Source organism: Micromonospora sp. CNB394, from assembly GCF_000374985.1.
In the GTDB taxonomy this organism is placed as follows: domain Bacteria; phylum Actinomycetota; class Actinomycetes; order Mycobacteriales; family Micromonosporaceae; genus Micromonospora; species Micromonospora marina.
The window spans coordinates 19,600-38,379 of the sequence record NZ_KB895864.1 but is presented as its reverse complement, the minus strand read 5'-3'; the positions used below and the strand labels follow the sequence as shown (position 1 = coordinate 38,379).

Annotated in this window: 17 protein-coding genes; 15 read left to right on the top strand and 2 right to left on the bottom strand. The window is 75.3% G+C overall.

Features of this window, described 5'->3' with window-relative positions; translation table 11 throughout:
• A partial coding sequence (locus tag C569_RS33860; protein ID WP_196806794.1) for a hypothetical protein occupies window positions 1-798 on the bottom strand: 798 nt, incomplete at its 3' end.
• Between C569_RS33860 and C569_RS0126950 the strand changes: the two genes are divergently transcribed.
• Both C569_RS0126950 and C569_RS0126945 read left to right on the top strand, forming a co-directional pair.
• Window positions 775-1,563, top strand: coding sequence for a hypothetical protein (locus C569_RS0126950; RefSeq protein ID WP_018788841.1), 789 nt, complete (start codon window positions 775-777; stop codon window positions 1,561-1,563). The two genes, C569_RS33860 and C569_RS0126950, sit on opposite strands and share 24 nt — an antisense overlap.
• Window positions 1,560-2,630, top strand: a complete 1,071-nt coding sequence (locus C569_RS0126945) for an HAD-IIA family hydrolase (protein ID WP_018788840.1) — start codon at window positions 1,560-1,562, stop codon at window positions 2,628-2,630. The genes C569_RS0126950 and C569_RS0126945 overlap by 4 nt, the downstream gene beginning before the upstream one ends.
• A gap of 14 nt (window positions 2,631-2,644) precedes the next feature.
• Here C569_RS0126945 and C569_RS0126940 read toward each other — a convergent pair whose 3' ends face one another.
• Window positions 2,645-2,980: an SCP2 sterol-binding domain-containing protein gene (locus C569_RS0126940; RefSeq protein WP_018788839.1), complete on the bottom strand. Its 336-nt coding sequence runs from the start codon at window positions 2,978-2,980 to the stop codon at window positions 2,645-2,647.
• 111 nt (window positions 2,981-3,091) lie between these two features.
• Between C569_RS0126940 and C569_RS0126935 the strand changes: the two genes are divergently transcribed.
• The 13 genes from C569_RS0126935 to C569_RS0126875 all read left to right on the top strand — a co-directional run bounded on the left by C569_RS0126935 (window position 3,092) and on the right by C569_RS0126875 (window position 18,768).
• The gene (locus tag C569_RS0126935) at window positions 3,092-3,745 is read left to right on the top strand and encodes a phasin family protein (RefSeq protein ID WP_018788838.1); all 654 of its coding nucleotides are present in this window, start codon (window positions 3,092-3,094) and stop codon (window positions 3,743-3,745) included.
• Window positions 3,742-3,969: a hypothetical protein gene (locus C569_RS0126930; RefSeq protein WP_018788837.1), complete on the top strand. Its 228-nt coding sequence runs from the start codon at window positions 3,742-3,744 to the stop codon at window positions 3,967-3,969. Before C569_RS0126935 ends, C569_RS0126930 begins: the two co-directional genes overlap by 4 nt.
• Window positions 3,970-3,990: 21 nt before the next feature.
• Window positions 3,991-4,839 (top strand): TlyA family RNA methyltransferase, encoded by an 849-nt coding sequence (locus C569_RS0126925; protein ID WP_018788836.1) that lies wholly within the window; start codon window positions 3,991-3,993, stop codon window positions 4,837-4,839.
• A complete protein-coding gene (locus tag C569_RS0126920; RefSeq protein ID WP_018788835.1) occupies window positions 4,836-5,720 on the top strand; it encodes an NAD kinase in 885 nt (294 codons plus the stop codon). The genes C569_RS0126925 and C569_RS0126920 overlap by 4 nt, the downstream gene beginning before the upstream one ends.
• Before the next feature lie 210 nt (window positions 5,721-5,930).
• Window positions 5,931-7,688: a DNA repair protein RecN gene (gene recN, locus C569_RS0126915; RefSeq protein WP_018788834.1), complete on the top strand. Its 1,758-nt coding sequence runs from the start codon at window positions 5,931-5,933 to the stop codon at window positions 7,686-7,688.
• A 118-nt stretch (window positions 7,689-7,806) separates the two neighbouring features.
• Window positions 7,807-8,985 carry a putative cytokinetic ring protein SteA gene (gene steA / locus C569_RS0126910; RefSeq protein ID WP_026268698.1) on the top strand — a complete coding sequence of 393 codons (1,179 nt, stop codon included), beginning with the start codon at window positions 7,807-7,809 and terminating at the stop codon, window positions 8,983-8,985.
• Between the two features lie 27 nt (window positions 8,986-9,012).
• On the top strand, window positions 9,013-9,954 hold the full coding sequence (locus tag C569_RS0126905) for a copper transporter (protein WP_018788832.1): 942 nt from the start codon (window positions 9,013-9,015) through the stop codon (window positions 9,952-9,954).
• A 60-nt stretch (window positions 9,955-10,014) separates the two neighbouring features.
• On the top strand, window positions 10,015-10,878 hold the full coding sequence (locus C569_RS0126900; protein ID WP_026268697.1) for a hypothetical protein: 864 nt from the start codon (window positions 10,015-10,017) through the stop codon (window positions 10,876-10,878).
• Window position 10,879: 1 nt separating this feature from the next.
• Entirely contained in the window at window positions 10,880-12,577 is a 1,698-nt protein-coding gene (gene murJ, locus C569_RS0126895) for a murein biosynthesis integral membrane protein MurJ (protein WP_018788830.1), read from the top strand.
• Window positions 12,574-13,704 carry a glycosyltransferase family 4 protein gene (locus C569_RS0126890; RefSeq protein WP_018788829.1) on the top strand — a complete coding sequence of 377 codons (1,131 nt, stop codon included), beginning with the start codon at window positions 12,574-12,576 and terminating at the stop codon, window positions 13,702-13,704. The genes murJ and C569_RS0126890 overlap by 4 nt, the downstream gene beginning before the upstream one ends.
• Complete coding sequence (locus tag C569_RS0126885; RefSeq protein WP_018788828.1) at window positions 13,704-16,097, top strand: hypothetical protein; 2,394 nt, start codon at window positions 13,704-13,706, stop codon at window positions 16,095-16,097. The genes C569_RS0126890 and C569_RS0126885 overlap by 1 nt, the downstream gene beginning before the upstream one ends.
• A 300-nt stretch (window positions 16,098-16,397) precedes the next feature.
• The gene (locus C569_RS0126880) at window positions 16,398-18,128 is read left to right on the top strand and encodes a CTP synthase (RefSeq protein WP_036347056.1); all 1,731 of its coding nucleotides are present in this window, start codon (window positions 16,398-16,400) and stop codon (window positions 18,126-18,128) included.
• 34 nt (window positions 18,129-18,162) lie between these two features.
• Window positions 18,163-18,768, top strand: a complete 606-nt coding sequence (locus C569_RS0126875) for an NUDIX domain-containing protein (RefSeq protein WP_018788826.1) — start codon at window positions 18,163-18,165, stop codon at window positions 18,766-18,768.
• The last annotated feature ends 12 nt before the right edge of the window (window positions 18,769-18,780 follow it).

The following is an 18,780-nucleotide window of genomic DNA, read 5'->3' as shown; positions in this document are numbered from 1 at the left end:
GACCGTCGTGAGGGTGGCTTCGGCGGTGGCGACCGTCGTGAGGGTGGCTTCCGTGGTAGTGACCGTCGTGAGGGCGGCGGCTTCCGTGGTGGCGACCGTGACAGTGGCGCCCGTGGCGGTGACCGTCGTGAGGGTGGCTTCCGTGGCGGGGAGCGTCGTGAGGGCGGTTTCCGCGGTGGTGACCGTCGCGAGGGTGGCTTCCGGAGCGGTGACCGTGAGGGCGGTTTCCGCGGTGGGGATCGTCGTGAAGGCGGCGCCCGTGAGGGTGGCTTCCGTGGTGGCGACCGTGGTGAGGGTGGTTTCCGCGGTGGTGACCGTCGTGAGGGCGGCGCCTTCCGTGGTGGTGACCGCGAGGGTGGCTTCCGCGGCGGCGATCGTCGTGAGGGCGGTTACCAAGGCGGCGGCAACCGCCGGGAGAGCTACGCCGGCGGCGAGCGCCGTGAGGGCGGTTTCCGTGGTGGTGACCGTGAGGGTGGTTTCCGGGGCGGTGACCGTCGTGAGGGTGGTTTCCGTGGCGGGGACCGCGACCGTGGCTTCCGGCGCGACGACCGGCAGCCGGGCGGCTTCCGGGGCGAGCGGGACGGTGAGCGCCGCGGCTACGGCGACCGGCCGGGCGGCGACGACCGCCGGACCTCCAACTACGGCCCGCAGCGGGAGCGCCAGGACGAGCGCGGCGAGGGGCGTACCGGTGAGGCGCCGGAGCTGCCCGACGACGTCGTCGCGAGCGATCTCGACTCGGCCGTCCGGGCGGAGCTGCTCTCCCTCGCCAAGCCGGTGGCGGAGACGGTCGCCCGGCACCTGGTCGCGACCGGTCTGCTGATCGACGACGATCCGGCGCTGGCGCTGGCACACGCCATGGCGGCCCGCCGGCTCGCCTCGCGGATCGCCGCCGTGCGGGAGGCCGTCGGGCTGGCCGCGTACCACGCGGGTGAGTGGCAGAGCGCCATCGCCGAGCTGCGGACGTACCACCGGATGACCGGCCTGCAGAGCCACCTGGCGGTGCTGGCCGACTGCGAGCGGGCGCTGGGCCGACCGGAGCGGGCCATCGACCTGTTCCGCGGCGCGGACCGGGACAAGCTCGACCAGGCCGTCGCGATCGAGCTGCTGATCGTGGCCGCCGGGGCGCGCGGTGACCTCGGGCAGAAGGACGCCGCGGTGGCGATGCTCCAGGTCCGCGAGCTGACCGGCGACTCGACCGAGCCGTGGGCGGCGCGGCTGCGCTACGCGTACGCGGACGCCCTGCTGGCGGTGGACCGGCGCGAGGAGGCACGGGAGTGGTTCTCCCGGGCCGCCGACGTCGACTCCGAGGGGGAGACCGACGCCGCCGAGCGGCTGCTGGAGCTGGACGGCGTGGTCATCGAGGGCGACGACGAGCCGGAGGACGACGCGGACACGTCCAAGGCGTCGGCCGAGGACGACGACGCACCGCTGAGCGGTGACGACGACACCTCGGGCACCGACAAGGACGCGCCGGTCACCGACGCCACCCCGGCAGACGACGCCGACCGGCCCGCGCCGGGCGACGCCGCGGCCGGCGAGGGCGAGGCGGCGGAGCGCCGATGACCGGGTACGCCTGTGACACCGCCTCCGGCGCGGATCGGGGAGGACCCGACCGCGCCGGAGCGGGCGGTCGGCTGGTCGACGCGTACTCGCTCGTCGTCTTCGACCTGGACGGCGTCATCTACCTGATCGATCGGCCCATTCCCGGCGCGGTCGAGGCGGTCGGTCGGCTGCACGCCGAGGGGCGCGCGGTCGCGTACGCGACGAACAACGCGTCCCGCCGCTCCAGCGAGGTCGCCGACCTGCTCACCGGCATGGGCGTTGCGGCCCGGCCGGCGGAGGTGCTCACCTCCGCGGCCGCCACCGCCGAACTGCTCCGCGACCGGCTGCCGGAGGGCGCACCAGTGCTCGTCGTCGGCGCCGAGGCGCTGCGCGCGGAACTGCGCGCGGTGGGCCTGCGGCCGGTGTCCACGGCCGACGAGGAGCCCGCCGCGGTGGCCCAGGGCTACGGCCCGCAGGTCGGCTGGTCCGACCTGGCCGAGGCGTCCCTCGCGGTACGGGCGGGCGCCCCCTGGTACGCCACGAACACCGACCGCACGCTGCCCAGCCCGCGCGGCCCGCTGCCGGGCAACGGCTCACTCGTCGCGGTGCTGCGGACCGCTCTCGGACGCGACCCGGACGTGGTGGTGGGCAAGCCGGAGCCGGCGCTGTTCACCACCGCCGCGCGGCGGGCCGGGACCGGGCGCACGCTCGTGGTGGGCGACCGGCTGGACACCGACATCGAGGGCGCCCGCCGGGCTGGGCTGGACAGCCTGCTGGTGCTCACCGGGGTCAGTGACGCCGCCGAACTGCTGGCCGCGCCCGAGGAGCGCCGTCCCGCGTACGTCTCGTTCGACCTGGCGGGCCTGTTCGACCCGGCGGCGGTGGTGGCGGTGCCGGGCCGGGCGTCCGGCGGCGGCTGGTCGGTGACGCGGGCCGGCGCGGACCTCGTGCTCGACGGCGCGGGACCGCCCCTGGAGGCCCTCGCGGCGCTCTGCGCGACGGCCTGGTCGACGGCGGCCGGCCCGCGCGTACGGGCGCAGTCCCCGGCGGCGGAGGAGGCCCTCGCCGCGTTCGGTCTCGACGACTGAGGCAGCCGGACCGCTCAGAGCAGCTTGCGGAGCTTCATCAGGTCGAACGGGTTCGCCTTGATCGAGACCCGCCGGGAGGCCACCGCCGACATGACGTCGAGCCGGCCGTGCACCAGTGCGACGAGGTCGTCGCTGCCGATGCTCAGCGCGATCTTCGCCTTCGGGTCGTCGCCGTCGGCCAGGTCGACCAACCGGCCACCCTCCAGCCGCCCGTGGAACGCGGTGCCGAGGTCGGTGATCCGGCAGGCCAGGGTGCGGTCGAGGTCGATGCGTTCCTGTGCCTCGGCGTTGCGGTCCAGCCGCGCGGCCAGGTCCTGCAACGCCTGCCGACACTCGTCCACGCTGGCCACATCGTCTCCTCACCACGAACCACGCCGTTCCCGGCACCGTACCGCAATGGGGCGTCCGGGGTGCCCGGTAGCGTGGCACCTGCACACCTCGCCCCGCGGAAGGACTCAGGCATGCAGGACGCGTGGCGCGCCTACCTCGAGCTGGCCATGGGCCTGACGGAGGCGCCCCGGAAGAAGGCACAGGACGCGGTCATGCGCGTCGTCGGCCAGGGCGGCGCGACCGCCGCCCAGCTCCAGACGCTCGCCGAGGAACTGGTCGCGACCGGCCTGGCGAACCGGGAGTCGCTGACGAAGCTGGTCCGCTTCGAGGTGGATCGGGCGTTGGGCGCGGTCGGGCTGGCCACCGCCGACGAGGTCGCCGAGCTGACCCGCCGGGTGCGCGACCTGGAGCGGCAGCTGCGCGAGGCGCGCGGCCACCTCGGGCCGGGCGACACGCCGTCCACCGGATCGTCCGAGCCCGCCGCCGCACCGTCCGGCGCAGCCGTGGCGGCGTCCGGCTCGGCGACGCCGCGGACCGAGCCGTCCGGGACCGAGCCGCCGAAGGCCGCGCCTTCGGGGGCCGGGCAGCCGAGCACCGGGACGTCCGCCGCCGAGTCCGCGCCCGCGACGACGCCGACGAAGGCGGTGGCGAAGAAGACGGTGGCCAAGAAGGCGATCGCCAAGAAGCCGCCCGCCACCGTGGCCCGTACCCCTGCCGACGGCTCGTCCGCCGCGCCCGCCCGGCCGGCGAGGAGAACCACCGGGCGCCGGGCGGCCGGCTCGTGACCGCGCCCCGGCCCGGCCTGCCGCCGGGCCCGCGGCCCGGACCGCCCCCGGGGGTACGCCCCGCGCCGGTCGATGAGGTCGGCGAGGCGCGGCACCCGGCGGTCGACGCCGCCGTGCTCGGCATGGCAAACGCCGAGGCGCTCGCCCCGGCCGACCAGATCGCCCAGTACGAGGCGGCGTACGAGACGCTGCGCGAGACCCTCGCCACCATCGACCAGGCCTGAGCAGAGGCGGAGAGACACCTGATGGCTCGTCGTACCCGGCTGGACGCCGAACTGGTCCGGCGCGGGCTGGCCCGCTCCCGGGAGCAGGCCGCCGCGCTCGTGGAGGCCGGTCGCGTCCAGCTGCGCGGAGTGCGGGCGCGCAAGCCCGCGGCGATGGTCGACCCGGCCGACCCGCTGCTGGTCACCGGCGAGGATCCGGCGCAGGAGTACGTCTCCCGGGGTGGCCACAAGCTGGCCGGAGCGCTCGCCGCGTTCGCCCCCGGCGGGCTGACCGTGGCCGGCCGGCGCTGCCTGGACGCGGGCGCGTCGACCGGCGGGTTCACCGACGTGCTGCTGCGCGGCGGCGCCGCCGAGGTGGTCGCCGTGGACGTCGGTTACGGGCAGCTCGCCTGGTCGCTGCGGACCGACGAGCGGGTCCGGGTGTTCGAGCGCACGAACGTGCGTACCCTGACGCCGGAGGCGATCGGTGGCCCGGTCGACCTGACGGTGGCCGACCTGTCGTTCATCTCGCTGCGGCTGGTGCTGCCCGCGCTGGCCGCGTGCACCGGGCCCGGCGGTGACCTGGCGCTGATGGTCAAGCCGCAGTTCGAGGTCGGCAAGGAGCGGGTCGGCGCCGGCGGTGTGGTCCGCGACCCGGCACTGCGGGCCGAGGCGGTGCTCGACGTGGCCGCGGCCGCCGCCGGGCTGGGCCTCGGCCTGGCCGGCGTGGCGGCCAGCCCGCTGCCCGGGCCGAGCGGCAACGTCGAGTTCTTCGTATGGTTGCGCGGGGGCGCGCCCGCCGCCGATCCGGAGCGGGTCCGCGCGGTCGTGGCAGCCGGCCCGCAGGGCGCCGCCGCGACGGCGGCCACGACCGAGGAGGTGTCCGGGTGAGCCGTACCGCGCTGCTGGTCACGCACACCGGCCGTCGACGCAGCACCGAGCACGCCCGCGCGGTGGCCGCCGACCTGATCGCCGCCGGGTTCGAGGTTCGGGTGGTGGCCGAGGAGGCCGACGACCTGGATCTGCCGGGCGTGGTGCCGGTGACCGGCCCGGAGGCCGCCGAGGGCGCCGAGATCGTGTTCGCGCTCGGCGGGGACGGCACGTTCCTGCGCGCCGCCGAGCTGGCCCGCCCGGCCAAGGCGCCGCTGCTCGGCATCAACCTGGGCAAGGTCGGCTTCCTCGCCGAGGCCGAGATCGACGACCTGGACACCGCCGTGCGGGACGTGGTCGACCGCAACTACACGGTGGACGAACGGCTCACCCTCGACGTCACCGCCGAGTTCGAGGGCGGGCCGACGATCGAGTCGTGGGCGCTCAACGAGATCAGCGTGGAGAAGGGCGAACGCGCCCAGATGCTGGAGCTGCTCGTCGACGTGGACGGCCGGCCGCTGTCCCGGTACGGCTGCGACGGCGTGGTCTGCGCGACCCCCACCGGCTCGACCGCATACGCGTTCTCCGGCGGCGGGCCGGTGGTCTGGCCCGAGGTGGAGGCGCTGCTGCTGGTGCCGATCAGCGCGCACGCCCTGTTCAGCCGCCCGCTGGTGACCGCGCCCACGTCGACGTTCGTCATCACCGTCGACCCGTTCACCACCCTGGCGGTGCTGTGCTGCGACGGGCGGCGCGTCTACGACCTGCCGCCCGGCGCCCGGGTCACGGTGCGCCGGGGCACGCTGCCGGTGCGCATCGTGCGCCTGCGGGCACGCCCGTTCACCGACCGGCTGGTGGCCAAGTTCGACCTTCCCGTCCAGGGCTGGCGGGGCAACCGGCGCTGACCTGCGGCTCGGCGGAAAGCTCCGTTCGGTCCAGCGGCCCCGGCGCTCGCGCGCGTTACGGTGAGCGTACGGGCCGCGACGAGGTGAGTCCGGGCGCGGCGGTGAGGCCCGCCGCTTCCCGGGCGCGGCCCACCTGTCGCGGGCTCGGCCAGCGGCGGCTCGCCCGGCCGGCTGGTCAACTGTCACACGGCGGGGCTACTGTCGGGTGCTGTGCTGGAAGAGCTGCGCATCACCGGACTGGGCGTCATCGAGGACACGACGCTGCCGCTGGCCGCGGGGATGAACGTCATCACCGGCGAGACCGGCGCCGGCAAGACCATGGTGGTGACCGGCCTCGGCCTGCTCTTCGGCGGCCGTGCCGACGCCGGCCGGGTGCGCGCCCAGCCGGGCCGCGCGGCGGTGGAGGGCCGGCTGCGCCTGAGTGGACGGGCGGCCGAGGCGGTGCACGCCCGCATCCTCGACGCCGGTGGCGAGCCCGACGAGGACGGCTCGCTGCTGCTGAGCCGCACCGTGACCATCGAGGGCCGCTCCCGGGCGCACCTGGGCGGGCGCGCCATGCCGGTGTCCACGCTCGGCGAGGTCGGCGAGCAGGTGCTGGCTGTGCACGGCCAGTCCGACCAGTTGCGGTTGCTGCGCCCGGCCGAGCAGCGCGCCTCACTCGACCGGTTCGCCGGGCCGGAGCACGAGAAGCTGCTGGACGCGCTGCGCGAGACGTACGCCCGGTGGCGCACCGTCGTCGACGACCTGGCCGATCGGCGGCGCAACGCCCGCGAGCGCAACCAGGAGGCCGACCTGCTGCGCCTTGGCCTAGACGAGATCACCCGGGTCGATCCGCAGCCGGGGGAGGACGACGACCTGAAGGCCGAGGCGCAGCGGCTGGAGCACGCCGAAGGGCTGCGTACCGCCGCGCAGGTGGCGCAGCAGTGCGTGGCCGGCGGCGTCGAAGCGACCGACGAGACGCCGGACGCGACGGCGCTGCTGGGCACCGCGCGCCGCACGCTGGAGGCGCAGGCCGGCACCGACCCGGCGCTGGGTGAGCTGGCGGGCCGGCTGGAGGAGGCGGCCACCCTCGTCACCGACGTGGCCGCGGAGCTGTCGACCTACCTGGCCGCCCTGGACGCCGACCCGGCCCGCCTGCAGACCGTCTACGAGCGGCGGGCCGCGCTGCGCGCGCTCACCCGCAAGTACGCCGACGACGTCGACGGCGTGGTGGCGTGGGCCGAGCGGGCCCGGACCCGGCTGTCCGATCTGGACACCTCCGACGAACTGCTGGACGAGCTGGACCGCGAGGCGACCCGGCTCGCCGGTGAGGTGGCCGACCTCGCCGGCCGGGTCTCGGCGTCCCGCCGGGAGGCGGCGGTCCGCTTCGCCGAGGAGGTGACGGCCGAGCTGGCCGGGCTGGCCATGCCGCACGCCCGCATCGAGGTGGCGGTGCTGCCGCGCCCGGTGGGCCGGTCCGAGCCGAGCCTGCCGGTGAACGGCGTCGAGACCGGCGTCGGCGCGGACGGCGCCGACGAGGTGGAGCTGCGGCTGCTGGCACACCCGGGCGCGCCGGCGTTGCCGTTGCAGAAGGGCGCCTCCGGTGGCGAGCTGTCCCGGGTGATGCTCGCCATCGAGGTGGTCTTCGCCGGCTCCGGCGGCCCACCCACGCTGGTGTTCGACGAGGTTGACGCCGGCGTCGGCGGTCAGGCCGCGGTGGAGATCGGCCGCCGGCTGGCCCGGCTGGCCCGCAGCCACCAGGTGCTCGTGGTCACGCACCTGCCGCAGGTCGCCGCGTTCGCCGACCGGCACCTGGTGGTGGCCAAGGACACCGGGGGAGCGGTCACCACGAGCGGGGTGCGCGTGGTGGAGGACACCGAGCGTGCCCGGGAGCTGGCCCGGATGCTCGCCGGTTTGCCGGACTCGGATCTGGGTATCGCCCACGCCGAGGAGCTCCTGGCGGTGGCGGCCAAGGAAAGGCGTCCGTGATACCCCGATTGTGAGCGCAAGCACACCGGCACGCGTTCCGGTGTGCTTCCCTGGGTAGGCGGCCCTGCTCAGGCATGTCGCGACAGCAAAACCTGCCTCACATGCCAGGATGGTCACGATGCGTCTACCCACACTGCGCCGGAGCCGGAACCCGGAGCCGGGCTCCATCGTCGGCACCGCGCGCCTCGACCGCCGGACGAAACGGCTGGTCGGGCGGCTGCGACCCGGCGACATCGCGGTCATCGACCACGTCGACCTGGACCGGGTGGCGGCCGACTCGCTCGTCGCGGTGGGTGTGGCGGCTGTCCTCAACGCCAAGCCGTCGGTCTCCGGCCGCTATCCCAACCTCGGCCCGGAGGTGCTGATCTCGGCCGGCATCCCGCTGCTGGACGATCTCGGCGAGAGCGTCTTCGAGCACGTCCGCGAGGGCGACCGGGTGCGGATCGAGGGCAACACCGTCCTCGTCGGTGACGAGCCGGTCGCGCACGGCTCGCTGCAGGACGCCGAGACCGTCGCCAAGTCGATGGCCGACGCCCGGGAGGGCCTGTCGGTGCAGTTGGAGGCGTTCGCCGCCAACACGATGGACTACCTGCGCCAGGAACGCGACCTGCTGCTCGACGGCGTCGGCGTGCCGGAGATCCAGACCCAGATCCAGGGCCGGCACTGCCTGATCGTGGTGCGCGGCTACGACTACAAGGCCGACCTGGACGTGCTGCGCCCGTACATCAGGGAATTCAAGCCGGTGCTGATCGGCGTCGACGGCGGAGCCGACGCGCTGGTCGAGGCGGGTTACACCCCAGACATGATCATCGGGGACATGGACTCGGTCACCGACGACGTGCTGCGCTGCGGCGCCGAAGTGATCGTGCACGCCTACCCGGACGGACGGGCGCCGGGCCTGGCCCGGGTCAACGGGCTCGGCGTACCGGCGATCACCTTCCCGGCGGCGGCCACCAGCGAGGACCTGGCCATGCTGCTGGCCGACGAGAAGGGCGCCTCGCTGCTGGTGGCCGTCGGCACGCACGCCACCCTGGTGGAGTTCCTCGACAAGGGGCGCGGCGGCATGGCGTCGACGTTCCTGACCCGCCTGAAGGTGGGCGGCAAGCTGGTCGACGCCAAGGGCGTCAGCCGGCTCTACCGGCAGAGCATCTCCGGGTCGTCGCTGCTGCTGCTCGTCCTGTCGGCGGTGGCCGCGATGGCCTCCGCGGTGGCGGTCTCCACCGTCGGGAAGGCGTATCTGGGCGTGGTCTCCGAATGGTGGGACAATTTTGTGTTCCAGCTCGGCCAGCTCTTCTAGCTCCCCGACGATCAAGAGGCTCTAAGCGTGATCAACTTTCGCTACCACGTGGTGTCCCTGACCGCGGTGTTCCTGGCGCTGGCGATCGGCCTGGTGGTCGGCACAGCCGCCCTCAACGGTCCGGTCGCCGACTCGCTCCGGGAGAACGTCAACGGCTTGCGCAAGGACAACTCGCTGATGCGCCAGTCGGTCAACAGCATGCAGAAGCAGCTGGAGACCGAGGAGGACTTCGCCGCGGAGATGGCCCAGCTCGTCCTGCCCGGCAAGCTGACCGGTCGCCGGGTGCTGGTGCTCACCCTGCCCAGCGGCCGGGACCAGGCCGAGGGCGTGGTGAAGATGCTCCAGACCGCCGGCGCCGACGTCACCGGCCGCATCGACGTGCAGGACAAGTTCGTCAACCCGGACAGCAACAACAACCTGCTGGAACTGGCGGTCACCGCGGCCCGGCCGAACAGCGCCCCCACCGGCAACCTGCCCGGCAACGGGCACGGCGTGGAGACCTCCAGCGCGCTGCTGGCCAACGTGCTGGTGGACCGCCCGGCCGAGAGCCCGCCGGTCAGCGACGCCGACCGGCGCGCCGTGCTGGAGCAGTACGCCACCGCCGGATACCTCACCCCGGCGGACCGGATCTCCACCGCCGCCGAGGCGGTGGTGATGGTCACCGGCCAGCCGTACGTGGACAAGGACTCGGCGAAGAAGGACGAGTCGGTGGTCAAGATCGCCGAGCAGTTCGACCGGGCCGGCGCGCTGGTGGTCGCCGGCATGGGCTCGACCGGCGGGAACCTGGTCTCCGTGGTCCGCGACGACCCGGTGCTGTCGCAGACCATCTCCACCGTCGACAACGCCAACACCGTGCAGGGCCAGCTGGTCACCAGCCTCGCCCTGGCGCAGCAGCTCACCGACAAGAAGACCGGCCAGTACGGCGTGGGCGACAACGCCGCCGCCCGGGTGCCTACACTGCCCCGGTGACCGCGGCGGGCCGCCCGGTCCGTCCCGCGTCGCGTTCGAAGTCCGGATCGAGGAGGTCCCGTGAGACTGGGTCGGCTGCTCGCAGTGGGCGCGGGAGCGCTGGCCGCCCGCTACGCGCTGCGCCAGACACGCACGTCGCCGGGCGGTCCGGCGCTGGAGCGCACCAACTACCGGGGCCGTACCGTGACCCTGGCCGCCGGGCCGGCCCTGGCCGTCGGCGCGGCGACCGGGGCCGCGTTGGGTGCCGGTAGCGCCCCGGCCGGCGCCGCGGCTCTCGTCGCCGGGCTCGGCGCGGGCGCGGTCGGCCTCTACGACGACGTGGTCGGCGCGCGCCCCGAACAGAAGGCCGCCAAGGGGTTCGCCGGGCACCTCGCCGCGCTGCGCGAGGGGCAGGTGACCGCCGGGATGGTCAAGGTCGCCGGGGTGGGCGTGGCCGGGCTGGGTGCCGCGGCGCTGCTCGCCGCCGACCGGCGGGTCGCCGCACACCCGCGCCGCAGGCGGGCCGGGGCGTTCGGCCGTGGGTTAGACGTGCTGCTCGGGGCCGGTGTGGTGGCCGGCACCGCCAACCTGGTCAACCTGCTCGACCTGCGGCCCGGCCGGGCGTTGAAGTCCGGCATGCTGCTCGGCGTGCCGCTGACCACCGGCCCGTACGGCGGCGTCGCGGCGGGCGCGGTGGGAGCCTCGGCCGCGCTGGTCGGCGACGACCTCGGCGAGCGGGTGATGGTGGGCGACAGTGGCGCCAACGCGCTCGGCGCGCTGCTCGGGGTGAGCCTCGCCGCACGCACCGGACCGCTGGGCCGGGCCGGTGTGCTGGCCGTGCTCGCCGCGCTCACCGCGGCCAGCGAGAAGGTCAGCTTCACCCAGGTCATCGCGTCCACGCCGGGGCTGCGGCACCTCGACGAGCTGGGCCGGCTCCCGGACTGACGTGACGAAACCGGCTCCTCTCGCCGCCGCCGGCCGGGTCGCCGGGGCGGCCGCCCTCATCGCCGTCCTCACCGTCCTCAGCCGGCTCGCCGGCTTCGGCCGTACCGCCGTGTTCACCTGGATGCTGGGCCCCACCGACCTCGGTGGCGCCTACCTGGTGGCGAACTACGTCCCGAACTTCATCTTCGAGATCGTCGCCGGTGGGGCGCTCGCCAGTCTCGTCGTACCGCTGCTGGCCGGCGCCGTCGAGGCGGGTGACCGGCGCGCGGTGGCCGCCACCACCGGCGCGCTGCTGACCTGGACGCTGAGCCTGCTGGTGCCGCTGGCGGTGCTGCTGGCGGTGTTCGCCGACCCGCTGCCCGGCCTGGTCGGAAACGGTCTCAGCGAGGCCCAGCAGGCATCAGGCGCGCGGATGCTGCGGGTCTTCGCGCCGCAGTTGCCGCTGTACGGGGTGGGGATCGTGCTGACCGGTGTGCTCCAGGCGCACCGCCGCTTCGCCTGGCCGGTGATCGCGCCGCTGCTGTCCAGCGTCACGGTCATCGCCGTCTACCTCGGTTTCACCGCCGCGCAGGGGCGACTGGCCACGATCGGGGAGGCCGGGCGCGGCGGCGAGCTGTTGCTGTCGGCCGGCACCACGCTCGGCGTGGTGGTGCTCTCGCTGTCGCTGCTGATCCCGGTACGCCGGCTGCGGCTGCGGATCCGGCCGGGCTTCCGGTTCCCGGCCGACGCGCGGGCCCGGGTCGGCCCTCTGGTGGTCGCCGGGGCGGTCACGGTGGCCGCCCAGCAGATCGCCCTGGTGGTCGCGCTCAACCAGGTCACCTACGGCCGCACCGCCGACGTCAGCGTCTACAACCTCGCCCAGACCGTCTACTTCCTGCCCTGGGCGGTGCTGGCCGTGCCGCTCGCGGTGGCCGCGTACCCGACGCTCGTGGCGGCCCGGGCCACCGGCGACGAGCGCGCCTACCGCCAGACCCTGGCCCCGGCGGTACGCGGCGTCGTGCTGCTCAGCCTGCTGGGTGCCGCCGCGCTCGCCGGCACCGCGATCCCGGTCGGGCACTTCTTCTTCGCCGACCCCGTCGACGCCCGCACCGCCGCGGCCGGGATCGCCGGTTTCGCGCCCGGCCTGGTCGGCTACGGGCTGTTCGCGGTGCTCAGCCGCGCGCTCTACGCCCGGGGCGAGACCCGCACGGCCACCGTCGCCACCGCGCTCGGCTGGCTCAGCGTGCCCGCGCTGGCCGTGGTGTCCGCGCAGGTGGCGCCGCTGGCCGACCGGGTGCTCGCGGTGACGCTGGCGAACTCGGCCGGCATGCTGCTGCTCGGCGTGCTGCTGATCGCCGCGGTCCGGCGGGCCGCGGGTGGCGAGGCGCTGGCCGGTGCCGGCCGGGCCGGAGCCGCCGGACTGCTCGCGGCAGTCGTCGCCGGAGCCGGCGGGGCGGCCGTCGCGGCGGGACTCGCCGGGCTCGGTGACGGCACCCCGACGACACCGTGGGCCCTCGCGCAGGGCATGCTGTCCGGGGTCGTGGTCGGTGTCCTGTTCCTCGCCGTCGCCTGGCTGACCGACGCCCGCGACCTGCGGCCGCTGCTCGCGACCGTGACCCGCCGGCTACGCCGGCGACGCCCGGCCGGCGGGGACGACGGCCCGCCGGCGCAGCAGCACCCCGGCGAGCGGGGTGACGGAAGGGAGACCGTTTCCTCATGACGGACGCCTCGCCGGCACCGCGCTGGCCCGGGTCGGTGGCCCTGGTGCTCGCCTCCAGCACCGGCGGGGTCGGGCAGCACGTGCGCTCGATCACCCGAGGGCTCACCGAGGCCGGCGCGTCGGTGCTGGTCTGCGGCCCGGCCGCCACCGAGGAACAGTTCGACTTCACCGGCGCCGGGGCCCGGTTCACGCCGGTGGAGATCCCGGCCAGCCCCACGCCGGGCGACGCGCGCGCGGTCACCGCGCTGCGCCGGGCGCTCACGGACACGCCCGTCGACGTGGTGCACGCGCACGGGTTGCGCGCCGGCCTGGTCGCCGCGCTCGCCCGTCCCGCCGCGCCGCTGGTCGTCACCTGGCACAACGCGGTCCTCGCCGGTGGCCTGCGCGGCGCGGTGTCCCGGCTGGTCGAGCGGGTCGTCGCCCGGTCCGTGCGGGTCGCCCTGGGTGCCTCCGCCGACCTGGTCGACCGCGCCGCCGCGCTCGGTGCCGCCGACGCCCGCCTCGCTCCGGTCGCGGCGCCGGCGCTGCCCGCGCCGCGCCGCCGCCGCACGGCGGTACGCGCCGAGTTCGCCGCCGCCGACCAGCAGTTGATCCTCTCGGTGGGCCGGCTGCACCCGCAGAAGCGGTACGACGTGCTGATCGACGCCGCCGCCCGCTGGCGGAACCGTACCCCCGCCCCGCTCGTGGTGATCGCCGGCAGCGGCCCGGCGTACCTGCCGCTGGCCGCCCGGATCTCGGCCGCCCGCGCGCCGGTGACACTGCTCGGGCACCGTACCGACGTGGCGGACCTGCTGGGCGCCGCCGACCTGGCGGTGGTGACGAGCGACTGGGAGGCCCGCCAGTTGTTCGCGCAGGAGGCGCTGCGGGCGGGCGTACCGCTCGTCGCGACCGACGTCGGTGGGCTGCCGGACCTGGTCGGTGACGCGGCCGTGCTGGTGCCGCCCGGCGACGTGGACGCCGTCGACGCGGCCGTGCGCGACCTGCTCGACGACCCGGTGCGCCGGGCCGACCTGGGCCGCCGCGGCCTGGCCCGGGCCGCGACCTGGCCCACCGAGGCGGACACCGTGGCCGCACTCGCCGGCCTCTACGCCGAGCTGACACCGCAGCTCTCGACGGGGAACCGCTGATGCTGCGCAGACTGACCCCGGTGCTGCTGACCCTGGTCGTGGTGGTGCTGGGCGTCGCCGCGCTCTCCGCCCGGCCGGATGACGGCTCGACCCGGCCGAACGCCGACTTCGTGGTGCTCGTCGGCGCGGCGGGCCTGCGGTGGGACGACGTCGACCCGGAGAACACGCCGACGCTGTGGCGGATGGCCGAGCAGGGCGCGATCGGGTCGCTGTCGGTACGCTCCGCGCACCGCCCCACCTGCCCGGTCGACGGCTGGCTCACGGTGGGCGCGGGGAACTTCGCCGCCTGGCCCGGCGCCCGGCCGGGCGGCGGCTGCCCGGCCAGCGGGGTCACCGTCGAGCGGCCCGACGCCATCGGCGCGAACCTGCCCGACCAGCCGAGCGCTGTGGCGCACAACCAGGAGCAGTTGTCCTGGGGCGCGACGCCCGGCGCGCTGGCCGAGTCGGTGCGCTGCTCGGTGGCGGTCGGGCCGGGCGCCGCCGTGGCCGCGGCCCGCCCGTTCGGCCGGGTCGACAGGTACGCCCCGTCGCTCCCCGAGAACCCGGCGGAACTGCTCGGCTCCTGCGTGCTGAGCATCGTCGACGTCGGCACCGTCGACGACGACGACCCGGTTGTACGGGCCGCCCAGGCGCGGGAGGCCGACGCCCGGCTGGCCCGGGTGCTCGCCGCCCGGCCGCCGCGTTCGCTGGTGCTCGTCGCCGGCGTCTCCGACACCGACTCTCCGGCGCGGCTGCACGTCGCGGTCGCCGACGGCCCCGGCTGGGAGGGCGGCTGGCTGACCTCGCCCAGCACCGCCCGGTCCGGCTACCTGCAACTGATCGACCTGGCCCCGACCGTGCTCGCCGTGCTCGACAAGCCGATGCCGGACCGGGCGTTCCTCGGCCGGCCCGCGGTGACTGTCGACGACCGGCCGGACGACCTGCGGGCCGCGATCGAGGCGCCGGCCGACGCGGACCGGGAGGCCGCCGCCCAGCGCCGCGTCGCCGGCTGGTTCTTCACGTTGCTGGCCGCCGCCCAGCTCGCCCTCGCGGTGGCGGTGCTGCCGCTGCTGCGCCGGGCCCGCCGGCTCGCCGGTCCGCACGGGCCGGAACCGGTGTCCCGGCGGATCGTCGCGGCGGTGGAGCTGCTGCTGGTCGCCGCCGCGCTCGCGGTGCCCGCCGCGTTGCTCGCCGACGCCGTGCCCTGGTGGCGCGGGGACCACGCCGGCCTCTGGTACGCCTCGGTGACCGCGCTGCTCGTTCTCGCCGGCACCGCAGCGGTCCGGTTCAGTCCCGGGTACGAGCGCACGCTCGGCCCGCTCGGGGCCGTTGCCGGGCTGGCCACGCTCGTGGTCGGCGTGGACGTGCTCACCGGCTCCCGGTTGCAGCTCAACGGGGTGGTCGGCTACTCGGCGCTGGAGGGCGGCCGGTACGCCGGGCTCGGCACCGTCGGGCTGGGCGTGTTCGTCGCCGGGGCGCTGTTGTGCGGAGGCTGGCTCGCCCAGCGGTTCCGCCGGGGCTGGCGGCCGATGGTGATGGTGACGGTCGGCGGGCTCGCGGTGGTGATCGTGGGCAGCCCGTACCTGGGCGCCGACTCGATCGGCGCGATCGCGCTCACCGCCGGAGTCAGCGTGGCGGCCGCGATCTGCAGCGGCGGCTGGCTCACGGTGAGCCGGCTGGCCTGGGCCACCATGGCCGCGCTGGCGGTGACCGTCGGCTTCGCCCTGGTCGACCTCGGCCGTCCGGCGGCGGAGCGGGGCAGCCTGGGCCGCTTCCTGGCGGCGCTCGGTGACGGCACCGGCGGGCTGACCGTGCACCGGTCCAGCAGCTCCAACATCCAGACGCTGGTGAACAGCCCGTTGACCGTGCTGGCCCTGGCCGGGGCCGCGTTGGTCTGGCTCGCGTTGCTCCAGCCGTGGGGCGGCCTGATGCGGCTGTTCGGCATCTACCCGGCGATCCGGGCGGCGATGGCCGGCACCGGTGTGGCCGTCGGGCTGGGCGGTGTGCTCAGCGGGTCGGCGCTGGACGTGGCCGGCGCGGCGGCGGCCCTCGTGGTGCCGATGGCGGCCCTGGCGGCGCTGCGGGTGCTCGACCACTCCACCGACCGCACGGTGCCCGACAGCGGGCGTGGCGGCGGCGAGACGGGCGTGGTGCCACCGGGTGGCCCGGACACCTCCTCCAGGGGCGGCGCGGCCGGCGACGGCCCGGCCGCTGACGGTGCGGGTGGTGGTCGGTCGGCCGCCGACGGCCCGGCCACCGACGGTGCGGGCGACCCGGGGGAGACCGAGGAACCGGACGAACCGGACCGGCCGGACTGCGCGGGCAAGGAAACGCCGGACGGGCCGCGCGCCGATGCCGGCGTGCGGGTTCCCGCACAGCCGACCCGACCGTCCTCGGACCTTCCTGCCCGCTGACCCCGTCCGCGTGCCCGCCGGGCCTGCCGCCTCCGCCAGGTCGGGTAGGTGGCGGGGTCGAGGCCCGGTGGAGGGCACCGCATCGGCGAGCTGGTGTCGATCAAGGGCCCGGACCCGGCCCGCAGGAGCGCCACGGGAACCCGCGGGAGGGCCGGATACGGTCTCACGTGCGCCGACAGCGGGTGCGACGCCGGCTCACGGTCCGGATGGTGTTACCGTGGAATCCCGTGGATCGCGTGATCACTCTGCTGATCGGCACGGCGGTTCGCACGACCGCTACGGACGACACGGGAGCAGGCCTTGGCCCCTACAGCACGGACGACCAGGCACATTTTCGTCACCGGGGGCGTCGCCTCCTCGCTGGGTAAGGGCCTCACCGCCTCCAGCCTCGGCAGTCTGCTGACCGCGCGCGGACTGCGCGTGGTGATGCAGAAGCTCGACCCGTACCTGAACGTCGACCCCGGCACGATGAACCCGTTCCAGCACGGCGAGGTCTTCGTCACCGAGGACGGCGCCGAGACCGACCTCGACGTCGGCCACTACGAGCGGTTCCTCGACCGGGACCTCTCCGGCAAGGCGAACGTCACCACCGGACAGATCTACTCGGCGGTGATCGCCAAGGAGCGGCGCGGGGAATACCTCGGCGACACGGTGCAGGTCATCCCGCACATCACCAACGAGATCAAGGCCCGGATCCTCGGCATGGCCGACCCGGACGCCGAGGGCCAGGTGCCCGACGTGGTGATCACCGAGGTCGGCGGCACGGTCGGCGACATCGAGTCGCTGCCGTTCCTGGAGTCGATCCGGCAGATCCGCCACGACCTGGGCCGGGACAACTGCTTCTACCTGCACGTGTCGCTGGTGCCGTACCTGGCGCCGTCGGGCGAGCTGAAGACCAAGCCGACCCAGCACTCGGTGGCGCAGCTGCGCAGCATCGGCATCCAACCCGACGCGCTGGTGCTGCGCTGCGACCGGGAGATTCCGGAGAAGGTCAAGGAGAAGCTGTCGCTGTACTGCGACGTGGACCGGGAGGCGGTCACCGCCGCGCCCGACGCGCCGAGCATCTACGACATCCCGAAGGTGCTGCACCGCGAGGGCCTCGACGCGTACGTGGTGCGCCGCCTCGGCCTGTCGTTCCGCGACGTGGACTGGACCCGCTGGGACGACCTGCTGGAGCGGGTGCACCAGCCCCGGCACACGATCACCGTCGCGCTGGTCGGCAAGTACGTCGACCTGCCCGACGCGTACCTGTCGGTGAGCGAGGCGATCCGGGCGGCGGGGTTCGGCCACCGCGCCCGGGTGCAGCTCAAGTGGGTGCCCAGCGACGACTGCGTGACCCCGGCGGGCGCCGCCGCGGCGCTGTCCGGCGTCGACGGCATCGTGATCCCCGGCGGCTTCGGCGTGCGCGGCATCGAGGGCAAGGTCGGCACCGCCCGGTACGCGCGGGAGAACGGCATCCCGCTGCTGGGCCTCTGCCTCGGCCTGCAGTGCATGGCCATCGAGGTGGCCCGCCACCTGGGCAACCTCGACGGGGCGAACTCGCTCGAATTCGACGAGGAGGCCGTGCACCCGGTCATCGCCACCATGGCCGACCAGGAGGACATCGTCGCCGGGCGCGGCGACCTGGGCGGCACCATGCGGCTCGGGGCGTACCCGGCGACGCTGGCCGAGGGCTCGATCGTCGCCGAGGCGTACGGCAGCACCGAGGTCAGCGAGCGGCACCGGCACCGGTACGAGGTGAACAACGCCTACCGGGACCAGCTCACCAAGGTCGGCCTGCGGATCTCCGGCACCTCGCCGGACGGGCGGCTGGTGGAGTTCGTCGAGCTGGACCGCGACCTGCACCCGTTCTTCGTGGCCACCCAGGCGCACCCGGAGCTCAAGAGCCGCCCCACCCGCCCGCATCCGCTGTTCGCCGCGTTCGTCGGCGCCGCCGTGGCGTACTCGCAGGCCGACCAGCTGCCGGTGGACCTGGACGGCGCGGCGGAGAAGACCGGGCGCCGCGGCGGCGCGAAGGCGTCGGCGAAGTGAGCGGCCGGTCCGCGCGGGCGCGCGGGGAGGCGGCGTGAGCGGCGTCGAGCACCGGTACGAGGTGACCGGCCGCCGGGAGATCTGGTCCGGCCGGATCTTCTCCGTGGTCAGCGACGACGTCACCATGCCCGGCGGCGGCAGCGCGACCCGCGACTACGTTCGGCACGTCGGCGCGGTCGCCGTGGTGGCGCTCGACGACGCCGGTCAGGTGGTGCTGATCCGCCAGTACCGGCACCCGGTCGGCCGGCACCTGTGGGAGCTGCCCGCCGGGCTGATGGACGTCGGCGGCGAGGACCTGGCCGCCGCCGCGCTGCGGGAGCTGGCCGAGGAGGCGGACCTGACCGCCGGGCGCGTCGACGTGCTCGTCGACCTGCACAGCTCGCCCGGCTTCGCCGACGAGGTGGTCCGGGTGTTCCTGGCCCGCGACCTGGCCGAGGTGCCGGCCGGGCAGCGGCACGACCGGCGCGACGAGGAGGCCGACCTCCAGGTGGTCCGTGTGGACCTGGACGAGGCGGTGCGGATGGTGCTGGCCGGCGAGATCACCAACGCGTCCTGCGTGGCCGGGCTGCTCGCCGCCGCCCGCGCCCGGGACACCGGCTTCACCGAGCTGCGCCGCCCGGAGGCGCCGCTGCCGCGCTGATCCGGCGCGGAC